This is a genomic window from Pararobbsia silviterrae (assembly GCF_003628125.1).
Taxonomy (GTDB): domain Bacteria; phylum Pseudomonadota; class Gammaproteobacteria; order Burkholderiales; family Burkholderiaceae; genus Pararobbsia; species Pararobbsia silviterrae.
Map to the genome: position 1 here is coordinate 52,238 of NZ_RBZU01000006.1, position 26,112 is coordinate 78,349.

The window sequence follows — 26,112 nt, forward strand, 5'->3', positions numbered from 1 at the left end:
GGGCGCGTCGTCGTCAAACGCCGATGGACGCTTGATGTGTCGACGCAGGAGACATGGATGCAGACCGAAATGACACGTCGTCGGTCACGCATCGACGGCGGGTGACGTTGTGAGGGCGCGGGCCGCATACGTCATCGGCGCGGGCTCGGCGCATGCTTAAAGTAAATTTCGTGACGGAACACGCGCGGACGTACAATTTCGCGCATGGACGAATCGGCACCGTCATCCCCGCGCTACCACCAACTGCGCCTTATTCTGGCCCAACGTATCCGCGAGGGCCGGTACAGCGACGCGTTCAGCATGCCGGGCGAACGGGAACTCGCGCTCGAATTCGGGGTGGCGCGCGTGACGGTTCGCGCGGCGCTCAAGCGGCTTGAGGAAGAAGGTCTCGTCGTGCGGCTGCGCGGTCGCGGGACGCTGGCCGTCGAGCGGCCCGAAAACCAGCCCGCGACGGCGCTGCGCGGCGGCCCGCTCGACAATCTCGCCTCGATGAGCCGCCGCACGAAGGCCAAGGTGCTCGACATGGCATGGATTGCCGCGCCGCCGAACGTCGCGCGCGCCTTACGCACGCAAGAAGGCGAGCGCACCTTGAAGGTCACGCGGGTCCGGACGTTCAAGCGGCAACCGATTTCCTATTCCGAAGTCTTCGTACCGCCCGCGCTCGCGCGCGACATGACCCGTCAGGCGCTCAACGACGATCCCGTGTTTGTCTTGCTCGAAAACCAGGGCGTCAGGATCGCGAGCGCGGAACAGACGATTCATGCCGTGAACGCCTCGCCCGAGGCGGCCGACGCGCTGGGCTTACCGGAAGGCACCGCGCTGCTGAAGATCGCGCGGATCTACCTCGATGAAGCGGGAACGCCGACCCACTATCTGATGGCCTTGTTTCATCCGACGCGTTATGAGCAACACATGCGCTTGTCGAGGACCGGTCATGAAACACGGCTTTGGATCAGCAACGACGAGCATGGCGAAATCGTCGATACGCCGGATTGAGGCGGGGATCTTTCGCTGAGTCGAAGCGCCGCGGATGCATCGATCCCCTGCGTCGCCGAGGCATCCCGATGAAGACCCGGGTCGTTTGATCCCGACCGGTTCGTCGAATGACTTCGACAACGTCGTCGTAAAGCCAAGCGGATACGCGCGACCGAGACATCCGCTTGGCTTGGACGGCGCGCTACGTCACTGAGTCGGTTGTTTCGCCAGGCGAAGATTCTCTTGAACGGATTTCACGCCGTCGACATCCGTCGCGGCCTGGACCGCGAGCGGAATCTGCCCCGATGTCTGGACGACGCCGGACAGCATGATGTTGCCATCCGACGCCTTGACGAAGATCCCCGTCGCATCGAGTCCCTTGATACGCGCAAGGGTCTTCAGCACTTTTGCCGCCAAGGCGCGGTTTGCCGCGCGGATCGCTTTGGGCGACGCCGGGGTCGACGCCGGCGCGTCCGAAGCGCCGCCGGCCGATTGTCCCGTTTGAGCGACGGCATTCAATGCAAAGAGCACGCACACGAGTGCGATGCCTCGAACTGTATTCCTATGCATAACGTCTCCGATCCTTGTATGTTGTGCGAGCGCGCGGTCGGCGAGCCGACCGCACGAATTTCTTAGGGTTCGCCTGCCTTAGAACCGCGTCGCCAAGCCGATCGACATGCCCGTGAGACCCGATGTCCCCGGGCTCATGTTCAGGACAAGCAGATTGAGCGGATCGTCCGTATACGCTCCCGAAAAATGATTGCGGTCGACTTCGAAATACAACTCGGTTCGTCGCGAGATAAAGTATTCGCCGATCAGATAGGCGGTCTGCTTGTGACCGCTCGCGCCGCTTTGATTGCCGAGATTGTTGGCGATGTCGTCGTAATAGGCGGCCGTCAGCGTGATTTGCGGCGTGATCTGCCAGACGACGCCGCCTTGCGGCACATCGTCGCGGCGTTGCGCGGGGGCCAATGCGGTACCGCTGACCCGCAGTCCCATATAACTCAGATATGTGCGTACGGGTCCGAGCTGCAAGGACGCGCCGGCGTCATAGTTTTGCGCGAACTGGCTTGCATCCGCGTTGTACATGCGCTGATATGCGACGCCGGCCAACAAGCGGCCCGTGCTATAGCTTGCCGCAGCGGAATAGGTGGTCCCGGCGCGCTCGTTCCCCGCGACGCCGCCGAGCGAATAGCTGCCGCTCAATTTGAAGCCGGCCAGGGTCGTCGTGTATTTGACCGTGTTGTTGAACCAGCTGTCGAGCGTGAAAAAGTTCGAGCCCAGCAGCACATCGGGAGCGATCGCGATATCGGCTCCGCCGATGCCCGAGGGATCGAGGTGGATCGCGAGATCCTCGAACGGCGTGAATTGGCGTCCGAGCGTGAGACGTCCATAAGGTCCGTCGAGGCCGACATAGGCGTCCCGTCCGAACAGGACGTTGCTCGTTTGGAGCGCGCCGCTCGATTCGAATTGGCTCTCCAGCCGGAAAATGACCTTGGTTCCGTCACCGAGGTCTTCGGAGCCCTGTAGACCGAAGCGGTCGGGCGTCAAGGCGCCCGAGTATTCGATCGTGGGACCGCCTTTCGTGCCGTTCACCCATCGGATGCCGCCGTCGACGAGTCCATACAGGGATACGCTTGACTGCGCATGGGCGAGACTCGCGGACAGCGCGAGCATCGCCGTGATCGATATTCTTTTCATCAGGATATCTATTTATAAAGGTTGGGTTCATGCGGAATCGTCGTCGACGATCGACGCGGGATCGGAAGGATCCAAGCGAAAATCGCCGCTGACGGTCTCCTTGGCGTGTGTCTCCTTCACGCCGTGTCTTGCTGCCGACTTCGGTTTGATGCGGGGCATGCAGACTGCGAGGCAGTGTGTGACCACGTCCAGTCGCTATCAATGCGACCAGATGGTCCTATTGCGGGGCGGGATGGCGATTTATTCGCTGCAACACGCGTGCGCGCGTTGCAGCGAATAAATCGCTGAATTAGACATACGAATCAGGGCCCGGAATATGGGCCAAAAATCGGGCCTAAGAATTCGGCATACGAATTCAATCCAATAATCCGGTCTGCGAATTCGGCGTATGAATCGTGCCCTTGCATCCGCGGCGAGATCGGCATGCGGATCCGTCGCGGCGCGCGCGTCATCGGCTCGATGAGACCACCTGGTTTCATTGACGCTAAGCGGCACGCCATGCGGAAATCGACGCACCAAAAATGCGTCGACCGTGTTCGAAGACATGTCCTCGGCGCAACGCGTCCGGAGACAACGTGAAAGAGCAGACGAAAATACTGGCGGCCCTCTGGCTGTTCCAAGCAGTCAACAATATGGACCGCGTCGCCTTGAGCTTCGCCGGCCCGTCCATCATGAAATCGCTCTCGATGGATACGAAGACGTTCGGCGTGGTCCTCTCGTCGTTCACGATGGGCTACTTCGTCGCGCAGATTCCGGGAGGACTGCTTGCCGATCGCGTCGGGAGCAAGATCCTTCTCGTGATTTCACCGATTTTCTGGGCCTTTTTCACGGGTGCGACGGGCCTCGTCTCGGGACTCGCGGGATTCGTTCTCGTGCGCGTCTCGCTCGGGCTTGCCGAAGGCCTGTCGAATACGTCGGGCTACAAGGTGTTCGGCGCGCATTTCAATTCGCAGGAGCGAACCCGCGCCATCGCGATCTGGTGCACGGCGATGGCGCTCGGGCCCGCGTGCACGGGTCCGTTGATCGGGGTGCTGCTGACGCATTTCACCTGGCAGACGATTTTCCAGATGCTCGCGATTCCGTCGCTGATCGTGGCCGTCACGATGTATTGCTTCATTCCGAACGACCGCGCCCGTACCGAATCGCGCACGATCACCGGCATCGGCGCCGAACCCGCGCATGTCGAACGCGGGGCGCTTCGCCGCGTGCTTCGCGACCGCAATCTGTGGCTCATCACGGGCGCGTATTTCCTCTACAACATCGCATTCGGCGGCTACCTCGGCTGGATGCCCACGTATCTCGCGTCGGCGCATGGCGTCGACATGAAGTCGCTCGGCACGCTCGGCGCGGTTGCGTATGCACTCGCGTTTCTCGGGCTGCTCGTGCATGGATGGCTCGGCGGCCGCGTGCTGTATCGCTATCGCCCGCAGTTGCTCGCGAGCTCGTACATCCTGACTGCTGCGGGGCTGATCGGCGCGTGCCGCGCCACGTCGGTGTGGGGCGCGCTGTGCGGTTTGTCCGTCACGGCGTTTTTCCTTTATGGCGGACTCAGTTGTTTCGGCGCGATTCTGATCGAACTCTCGCCGCCGCAGTCGCGTGCGACGTATTCGGGCTTCTGCAGCACGCTTGGTCAGATCGGCGGCGTCATCGCGCCGTTTGCGATCGGCTGGATGGTCAGCGAAACGGGCCACTTCGATAACGGATTCACGTTGATGGCGTTGTCGCTGTGTCTTGCCGCGTGCTGCGTGCTTGCGCTGATTCCCGCGATGCTCGCGAAGGCGCGCGCCGCATCGGGGCTGGTCGATCTGGACGTCGGCGCGATCCATCGAGGACATGTATGAAAGGCCTGATGCAAGACAGTCCGTTGTTGATTTCCTCGCTGATTGAACATGCCGAGCGCCATCACGGCGATACGGAGGTCGTGTCGAGACGCGTGGAAGGCGATATCCACCGGTATCACTGGCGCGACGTCGCACGCCGCGCGCGTCAGCTCGCGAACGCGCTCGACGCGCTTGAACTCGCGTTCTCCGATCGCGTCGCGACGCTGGCCTGGAACGGTTACCGTCATCTCGAACTGTATTTCGGCGTCAGCGGGTCCGGTCGCGTATTGCATACGATCAATCCGCGCCTGCATCCCGATCAGGTCGCATGGATCGCGAACCATGCCGACGATCAGGTGCTCTGCTTCGATCTGACGTTTTTGCCGCTCGTTCAGACGCTCCATGCGAAGTGTCCCGGCATCCGGCATTACGTCGCGCTATGCGATGCGCATGCGCTGCCTGTCGACAGCGGCATCCCGAACTTGATCGCCTACGAGGACTGGATCGGTGCGCAGCCGGGTGAACATGCGTGGCGGTCCTTCGATGAGGATTCGGCGTCGAGCCTCTGTTACACGAGCGGCACCACGGGCAATCCGAAAGGCGTGGTGTATAGCCACAAGTCGACGATCCTGCACGCGTTCGCGGGCGCATTGCCGGATGTCATGGCGCTGTCGGCGCGTGATTCGGTCTTGCCCGTCGTGCCGATGTTCCATGTGAACGCGTGGGGTCTGCCCTATGGCGCGGCGTTGACCGGCTGCAAACTCGTGTTGCCGGGCAGCGCGCTCGATGGCAAGTCGGTCTATGAACTCATCGAGGCGGAGGCCGTCACGTTCGCGGCAGGTGTGCCGACCGTATGGCAGATGTTGCTCGATCATCTGCATGCGGGCGGGTTACGCTTTTCGACGTTCAGCCGGACCGTGATCGGCGGCGCCGCGTGCTCGACGGCGATGATCGAAGCGTTTCAGCGGCGATATGGCGTCGAGGTGCTGCATGCCTGGGGGATGACGGAGTTGAGCCCTTTGGGCACGCTGTGTTCGCTCAAGCGCAAACATCTTGCGCTGCCGCTCGATGCGCAAATGAATCTACGCCTCAAGCAAGGGCGCGCCGTATTCGGCGTGGACACGAAGATCGTCGGCGACGGCGGCGAAGCGCTGCCGTGGGATGGACGCACGCGCGGCAATCTGCTCGTCAAGGGACCGTGGGTCGTGCGCGACTACTTCAAGAATGAGGGCGGATCGCCCCTCGTGGACGGCTGGTTTCCGACCGGCGACGTGGCGACGATCGACGCCGACGGGTTCGTCCAGATCACGGATCGCGTCAAGGACGTCATCAAGTCGGGCGGCGAATGGATCAGCTCGATCGACATCGAGAACATCGCGATGGCTCATCCGGCGGTCCGGATGGCCGCATGTATCGGCATCCCGCATCCGAAATGGGATGAACGGCCCGTCGTCGCGGTCGTCAAGAAGGTCGACGCATCGCTCACGCGCGACGAACTGCTTGCGTTTTACGAAGGCAAGATCGCGAAGTGGCAGGTGCCGGACGATGTGATCTTCGTCGATGCGATTCCGCTCGGCGCGACGGGCAAGATGCTCAAGACGCGACTGCGCGAACAACTGGCGGGCCTCGGCGGCGGCCTCGGCGCTTGATTCAGCGCTTGATTCAGCGCTTGTCCCCGTTCTCGCCTCAGCTCTTGATATAGCGCTGAGGCGTTTGCCCCGTCGCCTTTCTGAACATCGCGATAAAGGCGCTCGAATTGCCGTATCCGAGTTCGGACGCGACAGTGGCGACCGAGGTGCCTTTCGCGAGACGCGACATCGATTCGACGAGCCGCAACTGCTGGCGCCATTGCATGAAGGTCAATCCCGTTTCCTCGCGATAGAGGCGCGCGAGCGTGCGCTCGCTCGCGCCGACGCGCTCGCCCCAGCGTCCGAGCGAGTCGTTGTTCGACGGATCCATGATCAACGATTCGCAGACGAGCCGCAGCCGGCGGTCGAGCGGCAGCGCGAGACTCGCGGCGGGCGCGTTGCGCGCGCCCTGCATTTCCTTGAGCAGCAGCGGGACGACGAGGTCGTAGCGCTCGTCGTCCTTGCCGAGACCGCTTTCCATCGTCGAGCCGACGAGCTCCTGCAACAGTGCCGACACCTCGAGCACGCGGCAATCGTCGCCGGACCACGGCGACACCTCGGGCTCGAAGTAGACGCTTCGCATCGACACCTCGCCGACCGCATGGAGCTCGTGCGCGACACCCGGTGCGATCCAGAGCCCCCGCCGCGGCCCGTTCGTCCAGACCGCCACGGGCGTCACGACGCGCAAGACTCCCCGCAAGCTGAACACGAACTGCGCCTGCTCATGCGTATGCCAGCTTTGCCGGTCGCCGTCCAGGTATTCGTAGGCATGCGCGACCACCGGCCGCGGCATTTTTTGATAGCGGAAGCCGAAGCGCCGCCGCCAGATCTCGTCCATCGTCGCCTTCTCCGTAAAGCGGACCGTCAGAGTTTGTCTGTGTAGCGATATTTCTTGGCAAATATCGCAGCGTCGAGTTCGCTATCTTAACGCCTGGCCGCCGTCAAACGAATACGGGTAATAATAATAACGATTCCCAATTGCGTTTAGAAATGACGGCACATAGACGAAGCGAATCAACACGCGCGGGAACAGATGAATCACGAACGGCACATGATGGGGTTCAAAAAAAGGGCGATTTCTTTGGGGGTGGCGCTTGCGACAGCCGGGGTCGCGCATGTGACGGCGGCGCAGCAGGTGGCGCAGTCGGACGCACAGGCGAGCGCGCAAACGGCCGACCAGGCGACGGGCCAGACGACGGGGCAGGCGAGCGACGCGTCTGCGGCGCAGCCGGCCGCCGGGACCGGTGCGGCGCAAACGCAGAACGGCGCGGCGCCGGTCGAGACGCTGCCGGCCGTGACGGTGTCGGCGACGCGTCCGGCGGGCACGCTCGCGCCCGCGTATGCGGGCGGACAGGTGGCGACCGGGGCGCGCGTCGGCTTTCTGGGCCAGCGCGACGTGATGGACACGCCGTTCAGCGTCACGAGTTATACGTCCGATACGATCGCCAATCAGCAGGCGCGCGATTTGTCGGACGTGCTCGATAACGATGCGTCCGTGCGCAATGTGTGGGGCCAGGGCAGCTACACGAACGTCTTCAAGATCCGCGGCTTCACGGTCTGGAGCACCGACGTGTCGTGGGACGGGCTCTATGGCGTGCTGCCCTTGGCGCTGATCGGCCCCGATACGGCCGAGCGCGTCGAGATCATTCACGGCCTGACCGGCTTGTTGAGCGGTATTTCTCCGACCGGCGGCATCGGCGCTTCGATCAACGTCGAACCGAAGCGCGCGACCGACGCGCCGATCACGAGCGTCACGCTCGACTATATGTCGGACAGCACCTTCGGCACGCACGTCGACGTGGGCCGTCGATTCGGAGACGAGAACCAGTGGGGCATCCGGTTCAACGGCACGTTCCGCGACGGCGATACGTCGACGACTGATCAATCGCAACGCCTCGGTGATGCGGTGCTCGGTCTCGACTACCGCGGCAACGGATTCCGCGCGTCGCTCGACGCCGGCTATCAGAACGACAAGTTCGACGCACCGGTCCAGCCCGTCTACGCGGACGCCGGTATCTCGATTCCCGCCGCGCCGAAGGCGACGGACAACTTCTACCCGTCGTGGTCGTATTACAAGGCGCAGGACACGTTCGCCGCGGCCCATGCCGAATACGATCTGAGTTCGAACTGGACCGCGTTCGCGGCCGTCGGCGAACGCACGACGCAGGTTCAGCAACTCGCGACGCAACCGACGCTGACGAGTTCGACCGGCGACACGGCGATCAATCCGTACTTCTGGGCGCAACGCCAGGACACGTATACGGCCACCACGGGTATTCGAGGCAACTTCGACACGGGGCCCGTCAATCACCAGTTCACCGTGTCGGGGTCGTACTACCACCAGGAAGGCGGCAGTTCGATTGCGTTCCCGGGCGCGGTGTCGTCGAACATCTATAACCCGGCGTCGCTTCCGGCGCCGAATTCCGATACGTTCGCCTTCTCCACGCCGACGACGAGCATCCTGCGCGACTCGAGTCTTGCGGTGGCGGACACGGCGTCGATTCTCGACGATCGCATCCAGTTCACGGCGGGCGTGCGCGATCAACGCGTGAATTCCGACGGCTTCAGCGCGACGACCGGCGCGCCGACCACGCACTACAACGAGACGCGCTGGACGCCCGCGTTCGCGCTGCTCGTCAAGCCGATCGAGAACGTCTCGGTCTACGCGAACTATATCGAAGGGCTTCAGCAAGGTCCGACGGCGCCGGCCGGGACGGTCAACGCGGGCGAGGTGTTCGCGCCGTACGTATCGAAGCAGGTCGAGGTCGGCACGAAGGTCGACTTCGGCCGCATCATGGCGACGCTCGCGGTGTTCCAGATCGAACAGCCGAGCGGATTGACGAACCCGACGACCTTGGTCTACTCGGTCGACGGCGACCAGCGCAACCGCGGGATCGAACTGAACGTCGTGGGCGAAGCGGCGAAGGGCGTGCGTGTGCTCAGCGGCATCACGTTCATGAACGGCGAGCTCACGAACACGGGCAACGCGAAGACGCAAGGCAACACCGCGCCGGGCGTGCCGCACACGATGGCCAATCTCGGCGGCGAATGGGACGTGCCGTTCGTGCCTCAACTGACGCTGTCCGGTCAGATGGTCTACACGTCGGCCGAATACCTCGACAATGCGAATACCCAGCAGATTCCGAGCTGGACGCGTTTCGACGTCGGCGCCCGCTACGTGTTCTATCGGGCGAACGGCAAGCCCGTTACGATTCGTGCGAATGTCGAGAACGTATTCAACCGCGCCTATTGGGGGAATGCGGATGCGACGTACGGGCTGGCCCTCGGCGCGCCGAGAACGTTCCTGCTCTCGGCACAGTTCGATTTCTGACCGACGCAACGCCGCCGCGTGCGGCGCTACGGGCTTCGCGCGCGATCGGGGTCGGCTCGCGCCGCGCGGAGCCCGTGCTTGAAGGGTGAATGGATGACGATGGCGTCTGCCGCGCGACGGCGGTATCTGATCGGCCTCGGCGCGCTGGGCGCGGGATGTGTCACGCGCGGCGCGTTCGCGGCGGCGCGCGCGCGTCCGCGTGTGGCGTCGATCGGCTGGACGGCCGCCGACGTGCTGCTGTCGATCGGCGTGATTCCGGTCGCCGCGGCGGAGAAAGACAACGTCAACGTGCTCAACGTCGATCCGCGTCTGCGCCTGCCGCCCGAGTGCATCGAGCTCGGACTCACGAACGAGCCGAATCTCGAACTGCTGCATGCGCTGCGTCCGGATCTGATCGTCGTCGATAGCCGTCACGCGGACATCGGCGACCGGCTCGACGCGATTGCGCCGGTTTTCGTGCTCGATCTCTACGGCCTGCCGGGCCCTGATCCGTACGACCGCGCGCGCGATCGCCTCGCCGATCTGGCGCGCCTGCTCGACATCCTGCCCGACACGGCACGCTGGATCGATGCGGTCGACGCCGCGCTGCGCGCGCGACGGCGCACGGTCGCTTCGCTCGCGGAGATCCCGCCTGTTCTCGCCGCGCAATTCTTCATGGACGGTCTGCATTGGAATGCATACGGCCGCGACACGATGCTGCAAGCGGTCCTCGATCGGCTCGGCGTGCGCAATGTGTGGAACGGATCCACACCGCCGGGGCATGTGCCCACGCTCGGCATCGAGGCCCTGGCCGCGATGCCGGACATGCTGCTCGTCTATCAGGCCGATGACCGCTATACGCCGCTGACGTTTCGGAATCTGGCCGGCAACGCGATCTGGCGGCGCTTGCCGGTCGTGCGACGCGGCCATCTCGCGCCGATCCCGCGCCTCTATCCGTTCGGCGGCCTCGATGCGGCGCTGCATTTCGCGGACGAACTGACTGCCGCGCTCGTCGCGTGGCGGCGTGCCGCATGAAGGCGCTGACGAAGGTGCAGACGAAGGGACCAACGAAGGAACCAACGAAGGGACCGACACTCGGCCGGCTCGATCGCGCGGCGTCCGCGCGTCCCATGCGCGTGCTGGCGCTCCTCGCGCTCGGGGCGCTTGCGCTGACGCTGCTGCGGATCGACCAGATGGATCCGATGGGCCGGATCGCGCCGTTCGCCCTGTGGCGCGACGCGATTCTGCATCGCGATGCCGACGATATCCGTTGGCTCGTCATCGAGGCGAGCTTCTTGCCGCGCGTCGCGATCAGTGTCTTGTGCGGGGCGCTGCTTGCGCTGTCCGGCGTGTTGTTCCAGCAGATCCTGCGCAATCCGATTGCCGAGCCCGCGACGCTCGGTGTGTCGGCCGGCGCATCGCTTGCGATGACGCTCGTGCTCGCACTCGCGCCGGCGTGGCTCGCCGTCGGACAGACCGCGATTGCAGCCGCGGGCGCGGGCATCGCGCTGCTGCTCGCGATGGGACTCGCGTGGCGCCAGCGTTTGTCGCCGACGGCGCTCGTGCTCGGCGGCCTGATCATCAGTTTCTATAGCGGGGCAATCGGCTCGGTGCTCACGCTGTTTCATCACAACGCGATGCAGGCGATTTTCATCTGGGGCGCGGGATCGATGAATCAGGGCAGTTGGCATGGCGCGCGCGTGTTGACGGGATACCTGTCGATGGGGCTCGCGCTGACGTTCGCGCTCGCGCGCCCGCTCGAACTCATGTCGCTCGGCGACGCGACCGCGCGCGGACTGGGGCTGCCGCCCGCGGGGATCCGGACCGTCGGACTCGCGCTGGCGGTCTTGCTGAGCGCGGCCGTCGTCTCGACGGTCGGCGTGGTCGGTTTCGTCGGTCTCGTCGCGCCCGCGATCGTGCGGCTGCTTGGCGTGCACACGTTCCGCGCACGCGCGACGTGGGCGACGGTGTTCGGCGCGGTGCTCGTCTGGCTGACGGACCAGACGGTCCAGTCGCTCGGCGGTGCGCTCGCGCGCTTGCCGACCGGCGCGGTCATCGCGCTGCTTGCAAGTCCGGTGCTGCTATGGCTTTTGCCGCGTTTTCGATCGTGGTCGGTCGTGCATGAAGCCGGCGAGCGCGACCGTGATCGCGTGCGTGCGCCGCTCGGCGAACGCACCGTGTATGTCGCGTTCGCGGTGCTCGGCGTGGCGCTTGCCGCGCTGATCGTGATCAGTCTCATGCTCGGACGCGATCTCGACGGCTGGCACTGGCTGTCGCGCAACGAGTTCGACGTGCTCGTCGACTATCGGCTCGCGCGTATGCTCGCCGCCGTCGCGGGCGGCGCGATGCTCGCGATGGCCGGCGTCATCGTGCAGCGGTTGACCGGCAATCCGATGGCGAGTCCTGAAGTGCTGGGCATTTCATCGGGCGCCTCGCTCGGTGTGTTCGCGCTTGCGTTGTGCGCGCCGGCCGCCGGTGCGGTGTCGCAATCCGTCGCGGCGTGCGTGGGCGCGTGCGGCGCGTTCGCGGTGCTGCTCGCGCTGGCGCGCCGAAGCGCGTTCGCGCCGTCGCAGATGATCCTCGCGGGCGTTGCGATCGGAACCGCGTTCAGTGCGCTCGCGACGATCGTGCTGCTCAGCGGCACGCCGCGCGCCGCGCAATTGCTCGCGTGGATGGCCGGCTCGACCTATCGCGTCGGGGCAGGCGACGCGGCGTTCGCGGTCGGCGCGCTCGCGTTGGCTGTCGCCGCGGCGCCGTTGTTGTACGGCTGGCTTCAGATCCTGCCGCTTGGCGAGAGCGTCGCGCGCGGACGCGGCGTCGATCCGCGCGCGAGCCGTCTGATGCTGTTGATCGTCGCCTCGCTGTTGACGGCGAGCGGCACGCAAGTGGTCGGGCCGCTGAGTTTCGTCGGACTCATGGCGCCGCACGCGGCGCGCATGCTCGGCTTCGTGAACGTCCGGAGCCAGATGCCGGCCGCGACGCTGATCGGTGCGCTGATCCTGTGCGCGGCCGATTGGCTCGGCAGGAATATCGCGTTTCCGTTTCAAGTGCCGGCGGGACTGTTGGCGACGCTGCTCGGCGGCCTCTACTTCATGGGGCTCATGATGCGCGGCAATGGACGCGCATGACGTTGCACGGCCGCGCGCATGGGCAGGCTTGCCCCGGACTTCCGAAAGGGGCGGCTCGCATTGCGATCGCGCCCGACAGAACGCACATCAGTCTTTCGGATACCACTGTCCCGATGCCGGATCCACGGTGACGCGTACGTCGTCGAGCCGGACCTGTTCTTCATCGAGCGTCGCGGCCGTCGAAGGAGCGACATCGAAGCGCACCTTGAGCGCATGGCCGACATGCGCATCTTCGATCGGCAATTCCCAGGTCAGGAAGATCTGGGTCCAATCGCGTTCGGCGACGAAGTCGGCCGCGTCAAACCCGCGACAGTGACGCGGAATGACGGCGTGGGGTTGAGCGGTGTCGAACAGCACGGCGGTGCCGCGGGTCAGTGCAACGCGATCGCCCGTGCCGGGGAAATGCAGATCGAGACCTTGATCCTCGCTGAGAAAGAGATTGCAAAAGGCCGCGCCGCCGTATTGTTCGCCGTCATGGTGGTAGCGCGCGCCTCGACAGGCCATCAATGCGATGTCGCTCGACGCGAGTGCGTCGCCAAGGCCGAGCGTGCGCGTCCAGTCGGACATCGCCTGCACGCAGCGTGGGTAATCCGGCCAGCGCATGCGCGTTCGCGCCAGGGGCATGACTTCGACATCGCCGGGTTCGAGCGCGAGCTGCGTCGTGGTTTCTCGTTGCCAGTCCGCGAGCACGCGCGCGGAAGGCGCGGGCACGTCGAGCGATGCCGTTATCACGACATCGCTGACATGACGGCTGCGGATCGCGTCACCGCTCCAGAAATACGACGTCAGCATCGTGTGCGCGGGGCGGACTTCGGGAAACGATCGTGTTGCCATGGCAATCTGGCGCGCAATGCGCCCTTCGGATGAATATGAAACTGTGGATATAACACTTGATGCGTGCAGACATGACAATCAGCATGCGCACGATACTTCATCACGTCTCGACCTGACGCGTGCCCTTTCGATAGTCTGAAGGGCTGCTGCCGGTCCAATGCTTGAATGCGCGGCAAAAGCCGGTCGCGTCCGCAAAGCCGAGGTCGAAGGCGAGCACGGCCACGCTCGTGTTCGAGTTGGCGAGCCGATGCACGGCGATATCGCGCCGCAGTCCGTCTTTAACGAGCTGGAAGTGCGTGCCCTCGTCGGCGAAACGCCGGTTGAGCGTGCGCACGGAAACGTGCAGCGCCTGCGCAAGTTCCTGGATCGTGACAGGCTGCGCAAGATGACGTTCGAGATACTCGCGCGTTTTGGCCACCGTGGAGCCGCGATGCGATGCGCTGAACGTCCAGTCTCCGGGTGCGCGTTTGAGAAATGCCCATAGCTCGTGTTTTTCGCGTCTGAACGGTTCCGCGCAATCTGCATACAAGAACGCGATGCACGTCGTTGCCGCGCTGAAGCGCACCGCGCCGGGAAACAGAAACGCATAGTCGTCGACATGTCTGGGCCTCGCGAAACTGAACTCGACGCTGTGCAACGTGATCTCTCGGCCGAGCAGCCAGGACGCGATGCCGTGGGCGAGCTTCATCATGAGCTCATGTCCAAGCGGCGTGACGCGGGTGCCCGGCGTTCTTTCCACGAGCGCCAGCCGCACGCGGTCATGAGTCGTCGAAAGCTGCAGTCGGTAGTCGTCGAGCAACAGATTCCAGAAGCGAACAAAGCGATTGAACGCGACCAGCACGGTCGGTGCGTCGAGCAAGCTGAGCATCAGGTATTTCAACGTGCCGGTCCGTATCGGCCTCGACCAGAGTCCCAGCATTTCATCGTCGATTTTCGCCGCGACCGTCTTGTACAGCGCGACATATTGCTCGCGTGTCATGCGCGCGTCGGGCTGATCGAGCAGCGACTGCGGGATACGCGCATTGGCGAGGGCTTGTGCTGCGACGTCCTTGCCGTGACGCTTGCGAATGAAGCGCAGCATCCCGTTCAGGAAGTGCGAGGACAACGTCAAAGGGCTTGGGCCGGAGCGATTCATCGTCGAACAAGTGTGGCGTACTTTGCATATTCATTGGCGCGATGCGTCAACACTGTACTCCTTGAATGCCTATACTGGCCGGCAATTTCTGCGGTCCTTGAAATTCGAGGCGATCGTCGCGTGGCGCTTTACGCCAATTGTCGGCCGTCTGTTTTCATCCATCAAAAGGGGCAGGGTTTGAGTACGAGACGCGTTGTCGTGACCGGCATGGGGATCGTGTCGCCGTTGGGAACCGAGGTCGAAGCCGTATGGCATCGTCTTTTGGCGGGGCATTCGGGCATCTCGAGTTTGCCCGACGACGTCACGGAAGGGATCGCCTCGAAGGTCGGCGGCGTCGTGCGTATGCGGACACCGGAGTACCCCTGGGGATTCGATCCGGCATCCGCGGTCGAACCCAAGGATCAGAAGAAGATGGACCGCTTCAGCCTGTTTGCGCTGGCCGCGGCGCAAGCGGCTTTGCATCAGGCGCGCTGGCAACCTCAAACGGACCACGATCGCGAACGGACGGCCACGATCGTGGGGTCGGGCGTCGGCGGCTTCGGCACGATCGTCGATGCGGTCAGAGTCACCGACGATCGTGGACCACGACGGCTTTCGCCTTTCACCGTGCCGAGTTTCCTCGCGAATATGGCCGCGGGCCAGATTTCGATTCGCCATGGTCTTCAGGGTCCGTTGGGCGCACCGGTCACGGCATGCGCCGCGAGCGCCCAGGCCATCGGCGACGCCGCGCGCCTGATTCGCGCGGGCGAGGCGGAGATTGCCGTGTGCGGCGGCGCCGAGGCGTGCATCGATCGCGTGAGTCTGGGGTCGTTCGCCGCGGCGCGAACGCTGTCCTCCGGCTTCAATGACGATCCCGCGCAGGCGTCGCGGCCGTTCGATGCGCGCCGCGACGGCTTTGTCATCGGAGAAGGCGCGGGCATGCTCGTGATCGAAGATCTCGAACACGCGTTGCGGCGCGGCGCCGTTCCGATTGCGGAAGTGCTCGGCTATGGCACGAGCGCCGATGCCCACCATATGACGTCGCCGCCCGACGACGGCGCGGGCGGACGACGTGCGATGGAACGCGCGATTCGACAGGCTCAACTCGATCCGGATCAGATCGGACACTTGAATGCGCATGCGACATCGACGCAAGTCGGCGACAGCAGCGAATTGGCCGCGATTCGCGCGATATTCGGCGCGGGTCGAGGTCCCGCGGTTTCCGCCACCAAATCATCGACGGGACATTTGCTCGGCGCGGCGGGGGGTGTCGAAGCAATCTTCACCGTGCTCGCGTTGCGCGATCAGCTCGCGCCGCCCACGCTGAATCTGACCGAACCGGATGCGGCGGCCGAGGGCGTCGATCTCGTCAGCGGATCGGCTCGCGCGTTGTCGACCGACTATGCGATATCCAACGGCTTCGGTTTTGGCGGCGTCAACGCGAGTTTGGTGTTCCGCCGACTTTGATCGATGTGACGGGCGATGAGGGACGCGTTCGCACGACGCGCTTCGTGTCGTGCGCATCGTCGTCGTGCGTATATCGTCGTGCTTCACGGACCTGATTACGCCGTGCCTCGATCGTTCCAAATCCGTGCGCACATCTGAATGACGAGTCCGCGCAGCCACCGTTGCGCGGGATCGCGTTCATGGCGCGTATGCCAGGCCATGCGGCACGCGAACGGAGGAAGGTCGAGCGGGACGTCGCATGCATGAATGCGTCTTCGCAGCGCGTGAGTGCGAATGACGCCGGCCGGCAGCACGCTGATCAGGTCGGACGCGAGCAAGAGTGGCACGACGCCTGAAAAATGGTTGAGCGTCATCGCGACGCGGCGACGCATCCCATGACGTTCGAGCACGTCGTCGGCCACGCCGACGGGGTGGCCCGACAGCGATACGAGCAGATGGTCGGCGTCGAGAAAGTCGTCCCGCGTGAGCGCGGTGCGTGCAAGCGGATGGTCCGCGCGCATCGCGCAGACCCAGTGTTCGACAAAGAGCGACTGGAGCCGAATGTCCTCGCCCATGGCCTGGAGCCCGCCGATGCTGATGTCGATATCGTTGTTGCGCAGCTGCGGTCCCGTCCCCTGGCTCGTGTACGGCACCGCGAGAATGCGGATACCGGGGGCTTCGTGTTCGATGTGCTTGCGCAGCATCGGCCACAGGGCGCTCGACAGGTAGTCGGTTACGGCGACTCTGAAGGCGCGTGTCGATGTCGCCGGATCGAATTTCTCGGGCGAGGCTGCGGTACGGATCTGAGCGAGCGGCGCCTGAAGTTCGCGCCATAGCGCGTGCGCTTTTGCAGAGGGTTGAATGCCGCGTCCGGACCGTGTGAAGAGCGGATCGTTCCAGACGACGCGCATGCGCGCCACGGCATTGCTGACGGCTGATTGCGTCATCGCCAACCGTTCGGCGGCCTTGGTGACGGACCCTTCGGTCATGACGGCATCGAAGATCGAAATCAAATGGAGGTCGATGTCTTTCATCGCTGGGCCTAAGCGCCATTCATCATTTTGCGTGATGTTACTCCGACAAAGCATTGATTGGACGACCGCAGCGGCGCGCCGTTAATCTGTCCTCGGATCGCGGTAGAGCTTGTCTCGACCCGACGAAATCGGCGGATTGCATGCGCTCCGGCGTTTTGCATGTCGCGCACGGCCATGCCGCGCATATCGGCGCGGGAGCCGTTCAGGTTCGACGTGATGCATGCAAGCCCAATCTCTCTGGATGGAAATCAACATGTCAAACACGCTCAAAGGAAAAATCGCGCTGATTACCGGCGGCTCGCGCGGCATCGGCGCCGCAACCGCGCGCCAACTCGCGTCCGAAGGCGCGACCGTCGTCATCAGCTATTCGAACAGCGAAGGCCAGGCGAACGACGTCGTCGCGGCGATCGAGGCATCGGGCGGAAAGGCCGTCGCATTGAAGGCCGATCAGGCGAACGCGGCCGAAGTCAAAGCGCTCATCGCCGACGTCGTCAAGCGCTACGGCAAGCTCGACATCCTGGTCAACAACGCCGGTGTCTTTGAAACGGGGACCGTGGCCGAGACCGTCGATGATGCGGGCTTCGACCGACAGCTGCGCGTCAACTACGAAGCCGTGGTGACCGCGATTCGCGAGGCGTCGCGTGTCATGGGCGACGGCGGCCGAATCATTTCCGTGTCGTCGGCGCTCGCGCTGCGTTCGACCTGGCCCGGGGTGGCCGACTACAGTGCGACCAAGCGTGCGATCGAAGGCTATACGAAGGGCGTGGCGCGCGATCTCGGCGCCAAGGGCATCACGGTCAATGCGATCGGCGCCGGGTCGACGAACACCGAGATGAATCCGGACACGAGTCCATTCGCCGAGGCACAGGCCGCTGCCACGGCGCTCGGCCGCTTTGGCCGTCCCGAGGAAATCGCGTCGGTGATCGGATTTATCGCGAGCCCTGCCGCGAGTTTCGTGACGGGGGCCATTATTCCCGTCGATGGCGGCTATAGCGCGTGATGGCTGATGCATCGCGGAGCGTCCCGGCGCATCGCGATGCATCGGGACGCGCGACTCGTGCGCGTCGCGTGGCCGGCGCAAGCACGCTTTTGTCGACTGAGCTAACGTAGCGGCGTTGACCACTCGACGTCATCCAGTCCGATGCCCCAATCTCGACAGCTTCATCTTGGCGCGTTCATGCGGCCCGTCAGTCTGCATACCGGCGCGTGGCGTTATCCGGGCGCGTGGCCCGACGCCAACTTCAATTTCGCGCATCTGAAGTACTTCGTGCAGCGGCTCGAAAGCGCGTGCTTCGACGCGTTTTTCATGGCCGACCACCTCGCGGTGCTCAATATGCCGATCAATGCGCTCAAACGGAGCCAGACGCCGACGTCGTTCGAGCCTTTCACCTTGCTATCCGCGCTATCGGTCGTGACCGAACGCATCGGCTTGGTCGCGACCGCATCGACCACCTTCGACGAGCCCTACCATATCGCGCGACGCTTCGCTTCGCTCGATCATCTGAGCGGCGGCCGTGCGGGCTGGAATCTCGTCACGACGTCGAATCCCGATGCCGCGCTCAATTTCGGCCGCGACGATCATATGGAGCACGATGAACGCTATCGGCGCGCGCGCGAGTTCTACGACGTCGTGCGCGGACTCTGGGATAGCTGGGATGACGATGCGTTCGTGCGCGATACGCAGAGCGGTTTGTTCTTCGATCCCGACAAGCTGCACGTGCTCGATCACAAGGGGCCGTATCTATCCGTGCGCGGGCCCTTGAATATCGCGCGACCGATTCAGGGCCGGCCCGTCGTCGTGCAGGCGGGCTCGTCGGAAGCGGGCAAGCAGATCGCGGCGGAGACGGCGGATGCGGTATTCACCGCGCAATCGACGCTCGCGGCGGGCAAGCGCTTCTATGCCGACGTCAAGGGCCGCCTCGATCGGCTCGGCCGCCCGCGCGATCATTTGAAAATCCTGCCCGGCGCATTCATCGTCGTGGGCGATTCGCGCGAGCAAGCGCAGGAAAAGCGCGCATTTCTCGATACGTTCGTGCACGACGACAGCGGGATCGCGTCGTTGTCGATCGCGCTCGGTCACGATGTATCGGGCTTCGATCTCGATGGTCCGCTGCCCGAGATTCCCGAAACGAATGCGAGCCAAAGCGCGCGGCAGCGCGTGCTCGAACTCGCGCGCGACAAGGGGTTGACGATTCGGCAGCTTGCGCAGCGCGTCGGCGGCTACTCGGGGCTCGAAATGGTCGGCACGCCGGCCGATATCGCGGATCAGATGGAGCAATGGCTCGTCGAGGAAGGCTCCGACGGTTTCAACGTCATGTTTCCGTATTTGCCCGCGGGGCTCGATGACGTCGTCGACAAGGTCGTGCCCGAACTCCAGCGTCGCGGCCTGTTCCGCCGCGCATACACGGGTACGACGCTGCGCGATCATCTCGGCCTGCCGCGTCCGGACAATCCCTTTTTCAGCAAGGCCGTCCGCGCATGATCGAGCTGGGCGCGCAAGCGTGACGTCGTGCCGCGGACGAACGAACACGCGCCGGACATCGCCGTGCTCGACAAGCGCACCGCCCTCGATGACCGCCACGCGATCGCAGACTCGCCGATCACGGACATCGCGCGCGTGACGAGGGCAATCTCGACGCGCGGATGCCGGACGCATCGCCGATGCCGCCGTGTCACCTCATCGATCGGCCCCATTTTGCATGGCGGCTCAAATCAAGCCCGGATAGCTGCCGCCGTCGAGCTGGAGATTTTGACCGGATATGAATCCCGCTTGGGCGCTGCAGAGATAGGCGCACGCGTCGCCGAACTCCGCGGGTGTTCCGAAGCGCTTCGCGGCGACGGTGTTGACGATACGTCGGCGCGCCTCTTCCATATCGATGTTCTGCGCCTTCATCATGCGTTCCGCCATGAATCGCTGGCGTCCCGTGTCGATGCGCTCGGGCAGCAGATTATTGATCGTCACATTGTCGACGGCCGACTCCAGGGCCATCGCTTTTGAAAAGGCCGTGAGGCCCGTGCGCGCGGTTGTCGAGAGCGCCATATGCGGACGCGGACTCTTGACCATCGCCGACGTGATGTTGACGATCCGGCCGAATTTCCTTTCGCGCATGCCGGGCAACAGCGCACGGATCAGAAGAATCGGAGCGAGCATATTCGCTTCGAGCGCGCTGATCCACGCGGCGTGGTGCCATTCGGACAGCGACCCGGGCGGCGGCCCTGCATTGTTGTTGACGAGAATATCCGCGTCGGGGCACGCCTGAATCAGCGTGTCGCGTCCGGCTTCCGTATTGATGTCCGCGACGACGGTCGCGACGTCGCGGCCCGTTTGGGCGGCGATCGCGGCGCGTGCGCTTTCAAGCCGAGCCGCGTCACGACCGTTGATCGTGACGATGCAGCCCTCACGCACGAGCGCTGTCGCGCAGGCGAGCCCGAGCCCCGATGAGGATGCGGCGACAAGCGCCTTGCGTGAACTGATTCCCAGATCCATGGGTGTCCTTGAAATGTGAAAGGGCGACGCGATGCGGCGCGACCGGTCGATCGACGCGGAAGCCGTCGCGGCCCGCGCCGCTTATTCGGCGACGATCGTGTTGCGGAGTACGCCGATCGCATCGACCTCGACTTCGACGCAGTCGCCGGGTTGCATCCAGACAGGCGGCGTGCGCCGCGAGCCGACCCCGCCGGGCGTGCCCGTGACGATGACGTCGCCGGGCGCAAGCGGCGTAAATGTCGAGACATGCGCGATGAGGCGCGGCACGCTGTGAATGAGCTTGTCCGTCGTCGAATGCTGGAGCACTTCGCCGTTCAAGCGCGTGGTCAATGTCATGACGTGATCGTCGGCGATCGCATCGCGCGTGACCATCCAAGGACCGAAGCTGCCGGTGCGCCAGAAGTTCTTGCCGGCCGTCCATTGCGACGTCGCGAGCTGCCAGTCGCGCACACTCGCGTCGTTGTAGCACGCATAGCCCGCGATATGGTCGTAGGCGTCGTCTTCACGGATGCGACGCCCGCCTTTGCCGATCACGAGCGCGATTTCGCCTTCATAGTCGAGCTTCAGCGATTCGCGCGGTCGCACGATGCTCTCACCGTGCGCAAGCTGCGAGTCGGCGACGCGCACGAAAATCGTCGGTTGTTCGGTGAGCTCGCGTCCGCTTTCGCGCACATGCTCGCCGTAGTTCAAGCCGACGCAAAGAATCTTGCCCGGATTCGGAATGACGGGCAGCAGCGCGACATCGTCGAACCCAAGCGTATCGGTCGCGGTCGATGCATATGCCGCGGCTTCGCCGAGCAGATCGAATTCGATAAGACGCTTGAGGTCGGGCGCCAGCGTGCCGAATTGATGGCCCAGATCGACGATGCGGTCGTGTTGAACAGCGCCGTACGTTTCGCGGTGCTGATGGCGGAAGCTCAGAAATCTCATGTGCGCGGTCGGGGTCGATCGATGCGTGACGCATCGCCATGTTGAGGACAAGGCTTGTCACGTTAGTCGACGTCCCGGCCGCGGACAATTCACAAATATTGACGAGAGCGTTGCGACGCATTGAACGATGGCCGAGCGACGCGCGCTCGCTGTTGCAATGCCGTTACGCCGTGGCCGGCCGCCGCATCGCTAGAAAAAGAGCGGCGCGTCAAATCCAGGCGCGGTCAATCGATCGATCCACCAGCGCAGCGCCTTGCCGTCTTCGTCCCTGCGCCACGCGATGCGGCTTTCGGCGGGCGGATGCGGAATGGGGACCTCGAGGATGCGCAGCGCGCCGCGCTTGACCTGAACCTCGGCGAGCCGCGTCGGCAGAAACCCGCAGGCCGTGCCTTGCAAAATGGCTTGCAGCTTCGACATCGTGTTCGGCACGTAGAGCACGTCGCGGTTATGCAGGAGACCGCGCCTGAGGCGCGGCAATCCAATCGTCGTGTCCGAGATGACGACGGAGCGATGCGCCTCGATCATCTCGGCCGTGATGGCCTCCTTGACCTGCGCGAGCGGATGATTCGCGGCCACGGCGAACACGAACCGCATCTCGTGCATGACGATCGATTCGTAACCGCCGTCGGGCGGCCCTTCGCCGGGCGCGCCCACGATCAAGTCCGCGCGGCCCGACATCAACGCGTCCCAGACGCCCGAGCCGGCTTCCTGCGTGAGATGCAGCGCGGTCCCCGACGTCGCGGCATAAAACTCGTCGATGACCGACATCAACGTTTCCATTCTGACGACCTGGTCTGCCGCGATGCGCAGCCGCGGTTCCCATCCGGTCGCGAGCGATTGCAGGCTGTCGTTGAATTCGCCGACTTGCGCGAGCAGCAAGCGGCCGCGTTCGAGAATGGCGCGGCCTTCGGCCGTGAAATGCGCGCGTCGTCCCGATCGGTCGAATAGGGTAATCCCGAGTATTTCTTCGAGGCTCTTGACCGAATGCGTGATCGACGACGTCACGACGCACAGGTGTTGCGCCGCGCCCGCAAACGAACCGTATCGATCGATCGCGTCGAGCACGTTCAGACCTTCGAGCGGGATTTTGAATAGGCGGCGACTCATTGTTCAATCCAGTGCAACTCAGGCGTCAAATTAAGTCAATTGTGCCGCAGTGTACGCGTCTATAGCCTTGCGCTCATTCAATCTCCGCCCTATTTGAAAAGACGCAAGCATGAGCGTAAGTCAGGACTTTCCCTTGTACGACGTTGCCGTTCTCGGTTGCGGCCCTATCGGTGCCACGCTGGCGGGTTTGCTGAACAGACGCGGCTTGAGCGTGCTCGTCATCGAGAAGACGACGACGGTGTATCCGCAACCGCGCGCGGTCGGTTTCGATCACGATGCGATGCGGCTGTTCCAGCGCATCGGCGTGGCCGAGAAACTGATCCCGCATATCGATTCGTTCAGAGATACCGAATATACGGGCGTCGACGGTCAATTGATCCAGATCCTGCGGCGCGAGCAACAGCCGTTCGCCTTGACGTGGGAACCGAACTACACCTGCGATCAGCCGGGTGTCGAAACGGTGCTGCGCGACCATTTGCGCGATGCGGCAAACGTGGATCTGCGTTTCGGCCATGAAGTCACGGCGATATCGCAGGACAGCGCGCACGTGCGCATCGACACGCGATCGGCGAGCGGCGACGTCATGTCGTGGTCGGCGCGCTACGCGGTCGGTTGCGACGGTGCGTGGAGTCCGACGCGCGAAAGCCTCGGGCTCAAACTCGAAACCTACGACTACGACGTGTCGTGGATGGTCGTCGACGTGAAGGTCGATGACGCCTATCTGCATGTGCTGCCCGACTCGAACCGTCAATACTGCGAACCCGCGCGGCCGTGTTCGTACATCGTGTGTCCGGGCAATCATCGCCGCTGGGAATTCATGGTGCTCGAAGGCGAGGATCGCGAGACGTTGCTGTCCGAGCCCTATCTGTGGTCGTTGCTCGGTCGCTGGCTCAAGCCCGGACAAGCGGAAATCCTGCGTGCGGCGCCGTATCAATTCCACGCGCTCGTCGCGACCGAATGGCATAAGGCGCGCGTGTTCATCGCGGGCGACAGTGCGCATCAGACGCCGCCGTTTCTCGGACAAGGCATGTGTCAGGGTTTGCGCGATGCGGGGAATCTCGAATGGAAGCTCGCAGCGGTCCTGCGTGATCAAGCATCGAGCGCATTGCTCGACAGTTATGTCGAGGAGCGGCGCCCGAACGTCATCGAAACGACGCTGATCGCCAAGGAGCGCGGGCGCTTGATTTCCGAGCGCGATGAAGCGTCGGCGCGCGTGCGCGACGCGGAGCTGCTGCGCTCGGGCACGCCCGTGACGCTTGTGAGGCAAGACATGATTCCGCCGCTCGTCGGGGGATGCATCGAGCATGACGCGCCGCTCGCCGGCCGTGTGTTTCCGCAACCGCGCGTGACGGATGCGGGAGGACGCGCGATGCTGCTCGATGAATCGTGCGAGGGGCAGTTTCATATTGTCTTCTCCGCGCTCGCCGATGGATCCTCGATCCGGGAACTGGGCGATGCGGCCCGCGCGCTCGATATCGTGTCGATCGCCGTCGCAAGCCTCTCCGAACTCGACGGAGCGCGCGACAACGCGGGCTCGGATACCGGGGCGCGCGCAACGCCGAATACGACCGTCGCGCATGTCGTCGAATCGGGCACGCTGGTGCGCGCGTTTCTCGAACGGCACGGCTGCATCGGCGCCATCGTGCGTCCCGATCACTATGTGTTCGCGGGCTTTCGCGACGTTGATGAAGGACGCGCCATGCTGGCGTCGCTCAAGGACCGTCTCGCGGGCACGCATGAGGCGCGGTCTCAGGTGCCGTCTCAGGTGCGAGCCGAGGCGCAACGCGCCGAACCGTTCCGAGCGTATTTGCGCGCATCGGACGACCCGAAGGTCGAGGGTATCGAACAGCACGATGCCTATTCTTGGGCCGATCGCTGCCTCGCGAACCCGCGTAGCGGTCCGATGTTCGCCGCATGGCGCGCGCGTCTCGTCGACGAGACGTTCAAAGGGATCACATCGGACGGCATGATCGTCGAGGGCCTCTATACGATGCGCGACGAGTCCGCGCCGGTCGACAGGATGCGGATCGCGGTCGCCGCGTTGCTGCGTCTCGTATCGCCCGCCGAACACGACGCGGTGATGCACGCGATCGACGATCGCGCGCGTCATGCGTGGATGAATCCCGAGGTCTACATGAATCGCTTCGGTCTGCGCCTCGACGAGATCGATGCGTCCAAGCGCGATGCGATTCTCGACGTCCTGCGGGCAAGCCTGAGCGCGCGCGGTTATGAAAAGGCGCGCAATCTCATGCGCGTCAACGCGTTCCTCGGAGCGCTCACGCGCGCGCCGCGGATCATGAACGAATACAGCTACAACTTCAATCTCTTCGGTACGCCGTCGTCCGATGAGCCCTGGGGTTGGAACTTCTACGGTCATCATCTGTGCCTGAACTGCACCGTCGTCGGGCGGCAGATGGTGTTCACGCCGCTGTTCATGGGCGCCGAGCCGAACGTGATCGATGCGGGACCCGACATCGGCGTGGCCGAACTCAACGAAGAGGAAGTGGTCGGCCTCGAATTGATGCGCGCCTTGCCCGACGACGTTCGCGCGAAAGCGCAGGTCTATGCGCTCAAACGCGATCCGTCGATGCCGGACGGACGTGTCGCGATTGGCGATGAATTATTGCTGTCCGGCGCGTTCCAGGACAACCGCGTCATTCCCTACGAAGGGGTCGAGGTCAAACACTTCCCCGCGGACTGCCGGGACCTGCTGCTCGAACTCATCGGGATCTATCACGCCTATCTGCCGAGCGGTCCCTTCGAAGCGCGGATGGACGAGATCCGACGCCATCTGGATTCGACGCATTTCTGCTGGATCGGCGGATACGGCGACACCGATCCGTTTTACTACCGGATCCAGAGCCCCGTGCTCATCATCGAATTCGATCATCACGCCGGCGTGTTTCTGTCGAACACCGAGCCCGAGAAATTCCATATCCACACGCTCGTCAGAACGCCGAACGGCAACGACTACGGCATGGCGCTCGTCAAGGCGTGTTGCGAAGCCTCGCGCTTCAAGCTCGCGGGAGTCGAACGTGAATGACATCCGGAATGACGCCGTTGCGCGCGGACGGGAGAATGCGTCCGAAATCGGATCGGACGATCGCGATCGCGCGGCCGTGTGGGTCGAGCGCGCCGAATCGCTCGAACGCCTGCGCGAAAGCGCGATGCTGCGCGCCGACGTCGCGGCGCTCGACGCGATGCTCGAAGACGATGTCGTGTACGTCCACTCGAACGGCGTCGCGGATACGAAGGCCCGTTATCTCGAGAGCCTCGCCAGCGGCGCGAACGTGTATCGCGCGCTGTCGCTCGAAGACGTGCGGGTGAGCGCGGCGTCCGACGACGTGCTCGTGGTGACGGGACGGATGATCGCGTCGATTCGCAAGGCGACGGGAGATATCGCCTTGAGCAGTCGATATGCGGCCGTCTGGGTTCGGCGCGGCGCGGTGTGGCGTCTCGCGCTGTTTCAGGGGACCAAGACGCCGATGGAATCCGCGTGAGGTCGAGCGCGCGGACCGATGGCGTCCGCCGAATCGACCTGCACGCGCGAACACGACAACAGCTTGACTCGAAAGCATGGAGACGGCATCGCCGGCAA

20 protein-coding genes are annotated in these 26,112 nt (G+C 63.9%); 11 read left to right on the forward strand and 9 right to left on the reverse strand.

The genetic code is table 11. The features are described from left to right. Positions 1–204 precede the first annotated feature (204 nt). The gene (locus tag D7S86_RS14830; protein ID WP_121087630.1) at positions 205–996 is read left to right on the forward strand and encodes a GntR family transcriptional regulator; all 792 of its coding nucleotides are present in this window, start codon (positions 205–207) and stop codon (positions 994–996) included. A 186-nt stretch (positions 997–1,182) separates the two neighbouring features. Here the strand turns inward: D7S86_RS14830 and D7S86_RS30430 are convergent, their stop codons facing one another. Both D7S86_RS30430 and D7S86_RS14840 read right to left on the reverse strand, forming a co-directional pair. Further along, positions 1,183–1,545 carry a BON domain-containing protein gene (locus D7S86_RS30430; protein ID WP_121087631.1) on the reverse strand — a complete coding sequence of 121 codons (363 nt, stop codon included), beginning with the start codon at positions 1,543–1,545 and terminating at the stop codon, positions 1,183–1,185. Between the two features lie 78 nt (positions 1,546–1,623). Continuing rightward, positions 1,624–2,676, reverse strand: a complete 1,053-nt coding sequence (locus D7S86_RS14840; RefSeq protein ID WP_121087632.1) for a porin — start codon at positions 2,674–2,676, stop codon at positions 1,624–1,626. Between the two features lie 575 nt (positions 2,677–3,251). Here D7S86_RS14840 and D7S86_RS14845 point away from each other — a divergent pair. Beyond that, positions 3,252–4,517, forward strand: coding sequence for an MFS transporter (locus tag D7S86_RS14845; RefSeq protein WP_158601962.1), 1,266 nt, complete (start codon positions 3,252–3,254; stop codon positions 4,515–4,517). Continuing rightward, the gene (locus tag D7S86_RS14850; protein ID WP_121087634.1) at positions 4,514–6,145 is read left to right on the forward strand and encodes a 3-(methylthio)propionyl-CoA ligase; all 1,632 of its coding nucleotides are present in this window, start codon (positions 4,514–4,516) and stop codon (positions 6,143–6,145) included. Before D7S86_RS14845 ends, D7S86_RS14850 begins: the two co-directional genes overlap by 4 nt. 37 nt (positions 6,146–6,182) lie before the next feature. On the opposite strand, the gene D7S86_RS14855 is transcribed toward D7S86_RS14850, so the two are convergent. After that, a complete protein-coding gene (locus D7S86_RS14855) occupies positions 6,183–6,962 on the reverse strand; it encodes an AraC family transcriptional regulator (RefSeq protein ID WP_121087635.1) in 780 nt (259 codons plus the stop codon). Positions 6,963–7,175: 213 nt separating this feature from the next. Here D7S86_RS14855 and D7S86_RS14860 point away from each other — a divergent pair, with 213 nt between their 5' ends. The 3 genes from D7S86_RS14860 (at position 7,176) to fhuB (ending at position 12,562) form a co-directional block, all read left to right on the forward strand. Beyond that, positions 7,176–9,455: a TonB-dependent siderophore receptor gene (locus D7S86_RS14860; RefSeq protein WP_205962819.1), complete on the forward strand. Its 2,280-nt coding sequence runs from the start codon at positions 7,176–7,178 to the stop codon at positions 9,453–9,455. 93 nt (positions 9,456–9,548) lie between these two features. Next, positions 9,549–10,469, forward strand: a complete 921-nt coding sequence (locus tag D7S86_RS14865) for an ABC transporter substrate-binding protein (protein WP_121087637.1) — start codon at positions 9,549–9,551, stop codon at positions 10,467–10,469. Then, a complete protein-coding gene (gene fhuB, locus D7S86_RS14870) occupies positions 10,466–12,562 on the forward strand; it encodes a Fe(3+)-hydroxamate ABC transporter permease FhuB (RefSeq protein WP_147432340.1) in 2,097 nt (698 codons plus the stop codon). Before D7S86_RS14865 ends, fhuB begins: the two co-directional genes overlap by 4 nt. A gap of 87 nt (positions 12,563–12,649) precedes the next feature. On the opposite strand, the gene D7S86_RS14875 is transcribed toward fhuB, so the two are convergent. Together D7S86_RS14875 and D7S86_RS14880 are read right to left on the reverse strand one after the other, a co-directional pair. Beyond that, positions 12,650–13,396 carry a hypothetical protein gene (locus D7S86_RS14875; protein WP_240648172.1) on the reverse strand — a complete coding sequence of 249 codons (747 nt, stop codon included), beginning with the start codon at positions 13,394–13,396 and terminating at the stop codon, positions 12,650–12,652. A gap of 100 nt (positions 13,397–13,496) precedes the next feature. Next, positions 13,497–14,507: an AraC family transcriptional regulator gene (locus tag D7S86_RS14880; RefSeq protein ID WP_240648173.1), complete on the reverse strand. Its 1,011-nt coding sequence runs from the start codon at positions 14,505–14,507 to the stop codon at positions 13,497–13,499. Positions 14,508–14,708: 201 nt separating this feature from the next. Here D7S86_RS14880 and fabF point away from each other — a divergent pair, with 201 nt between their 5' ends. Further along, positions 14,709–15,977, forward strand: coding sequence for a beta-ketoacyl-ACP synthase II (gene fabF, locus D7S86_RS14885; protein WP_121087640.1), 1,269 nt, complete (start codon positions 14,709–14,711; stop codon positions 15,975–15,977). A 95-nt stretch (positions 15,978–16,072) separates the two neighbouring features. Here fabF and D7S86_RS14890 read toward each other — a convergent pair whose 3' ends face one another. Then, entirely contained in the window at positions 16,073–16,990 is a 918-nt protein-coding gene (locus D7S86_RS14890; protein WP_158601963.1) for a LysR family transcriptional regulator, read from the reverse strand. Positions 16,991–17,210: 220 nt separating this feature from the next. On the opposite strand from D7S86_RS14890, the gene D7S86_RS14895 reads away from it, so the two are divergent. Continuing rightward, positions 17,211–17,990, forward strand: coding sequence for an SDR family NAD(P)-dependent oxidoreductase (locus D7S86_RS14895; protein ID WP_240648174.1), 780 nt, complete (start codon positions 17,211–17,213; stop codon positions 17,988–17,990). A gap of 141 nt (positions 17,991–18,131) precedes the next feature. Beyond that, a complete protein-coding gene (locus D7S86_RS14900; RefSeq protein WP_121087642.1) occupies positions 18,132–19,472 on the forward strand; it encodes an LLM class flavin-dependent oxidoreductase in 1,341 nt (446 codons plus the stop codon). Between the two features lie 225 nt (positions 19,473–19,697). Here the strand turns inward: D7S86_RS14900 and D7S86_RS14905 are convergent, their stop codons facing one another. The 3 genes from D7S86_RS14905 to D7S86_RS14915 form a co-directional block, all read right to left on the reverse strand. Then, positions 19,698–20,477, reverse strand: a complete 780-nt coding sequence (locus D7S86_RS14905) for an SDR family oxidoreductase (RefSeq protein ID WP_121087643.1) — start codon at positions 20,475–20,477, stop codon at positions 19,698–19,700. An 81-nt stretch (positions 20,478–20,558) separates the two neighbouring features. After that, positions 20,559–21,407: a fumarylacetoacetate hydrolase family protein gene (locus tag D7S86_RS14910; protein WP_121087644.1), complete on the reverse strand. Its 849-nt coding sequence runs from the start codon at positions 21,405–21,407 to the stop codon at positions 20,559–20,561. A gap of 189 nt (positions 21,408–21,596) precedes the next feature. After that, positions 21,597–22,514 carry a LysR family transcriptional regulator gene (locus D7S86_RS14915; RefSeq protein WP_121087645.1) on the reverse strand — a complete coding sequence of 306 codons (918 nt, stop codon included), beginning with the start codon at positions 22,512–22,514 and terminating at the stop codon, positions 21,597–21,599. Between the two features lie 109 nt (positions 22,515–22,623). Here D7S86_RS14915 and D7S86_RS14920 point away from each other — a divergent pair, with 109 nt between their 5' ends. Next, on the forward strand, positions 22,624–25,557 hold the full coding sequence (locus D7S86_RS14920; protein WP_121087646.1) for a bifunctional 3-(3-hydroxy-phenyl)propionate/3-hydroxycinnamic acid hydroxylase: 2,934 nt from the start codon (positions 22,624–22,626) through the stop codon (positions 25,555–25,557). Next, the gene (locus tag D7S86_RS14925) at positions 25,550–26,014 is read left to right on the forward strand and encodes a nuclear transport factor 2 family protein (protein ID WP_121087647.1); all 465 of its coding nucleotides are present in this window, start codon (positions 25,550–25,552) and stop codon (positions 26,012–26,014) included. The genes D7S86_RS14920 and D7S86_RS14925 overlap by 8 nt, the downstream gene beginning before the upstream one ends. The last annotated feature ends 98 nt before the right edge of the window (positions 26,015–26,112 follow it).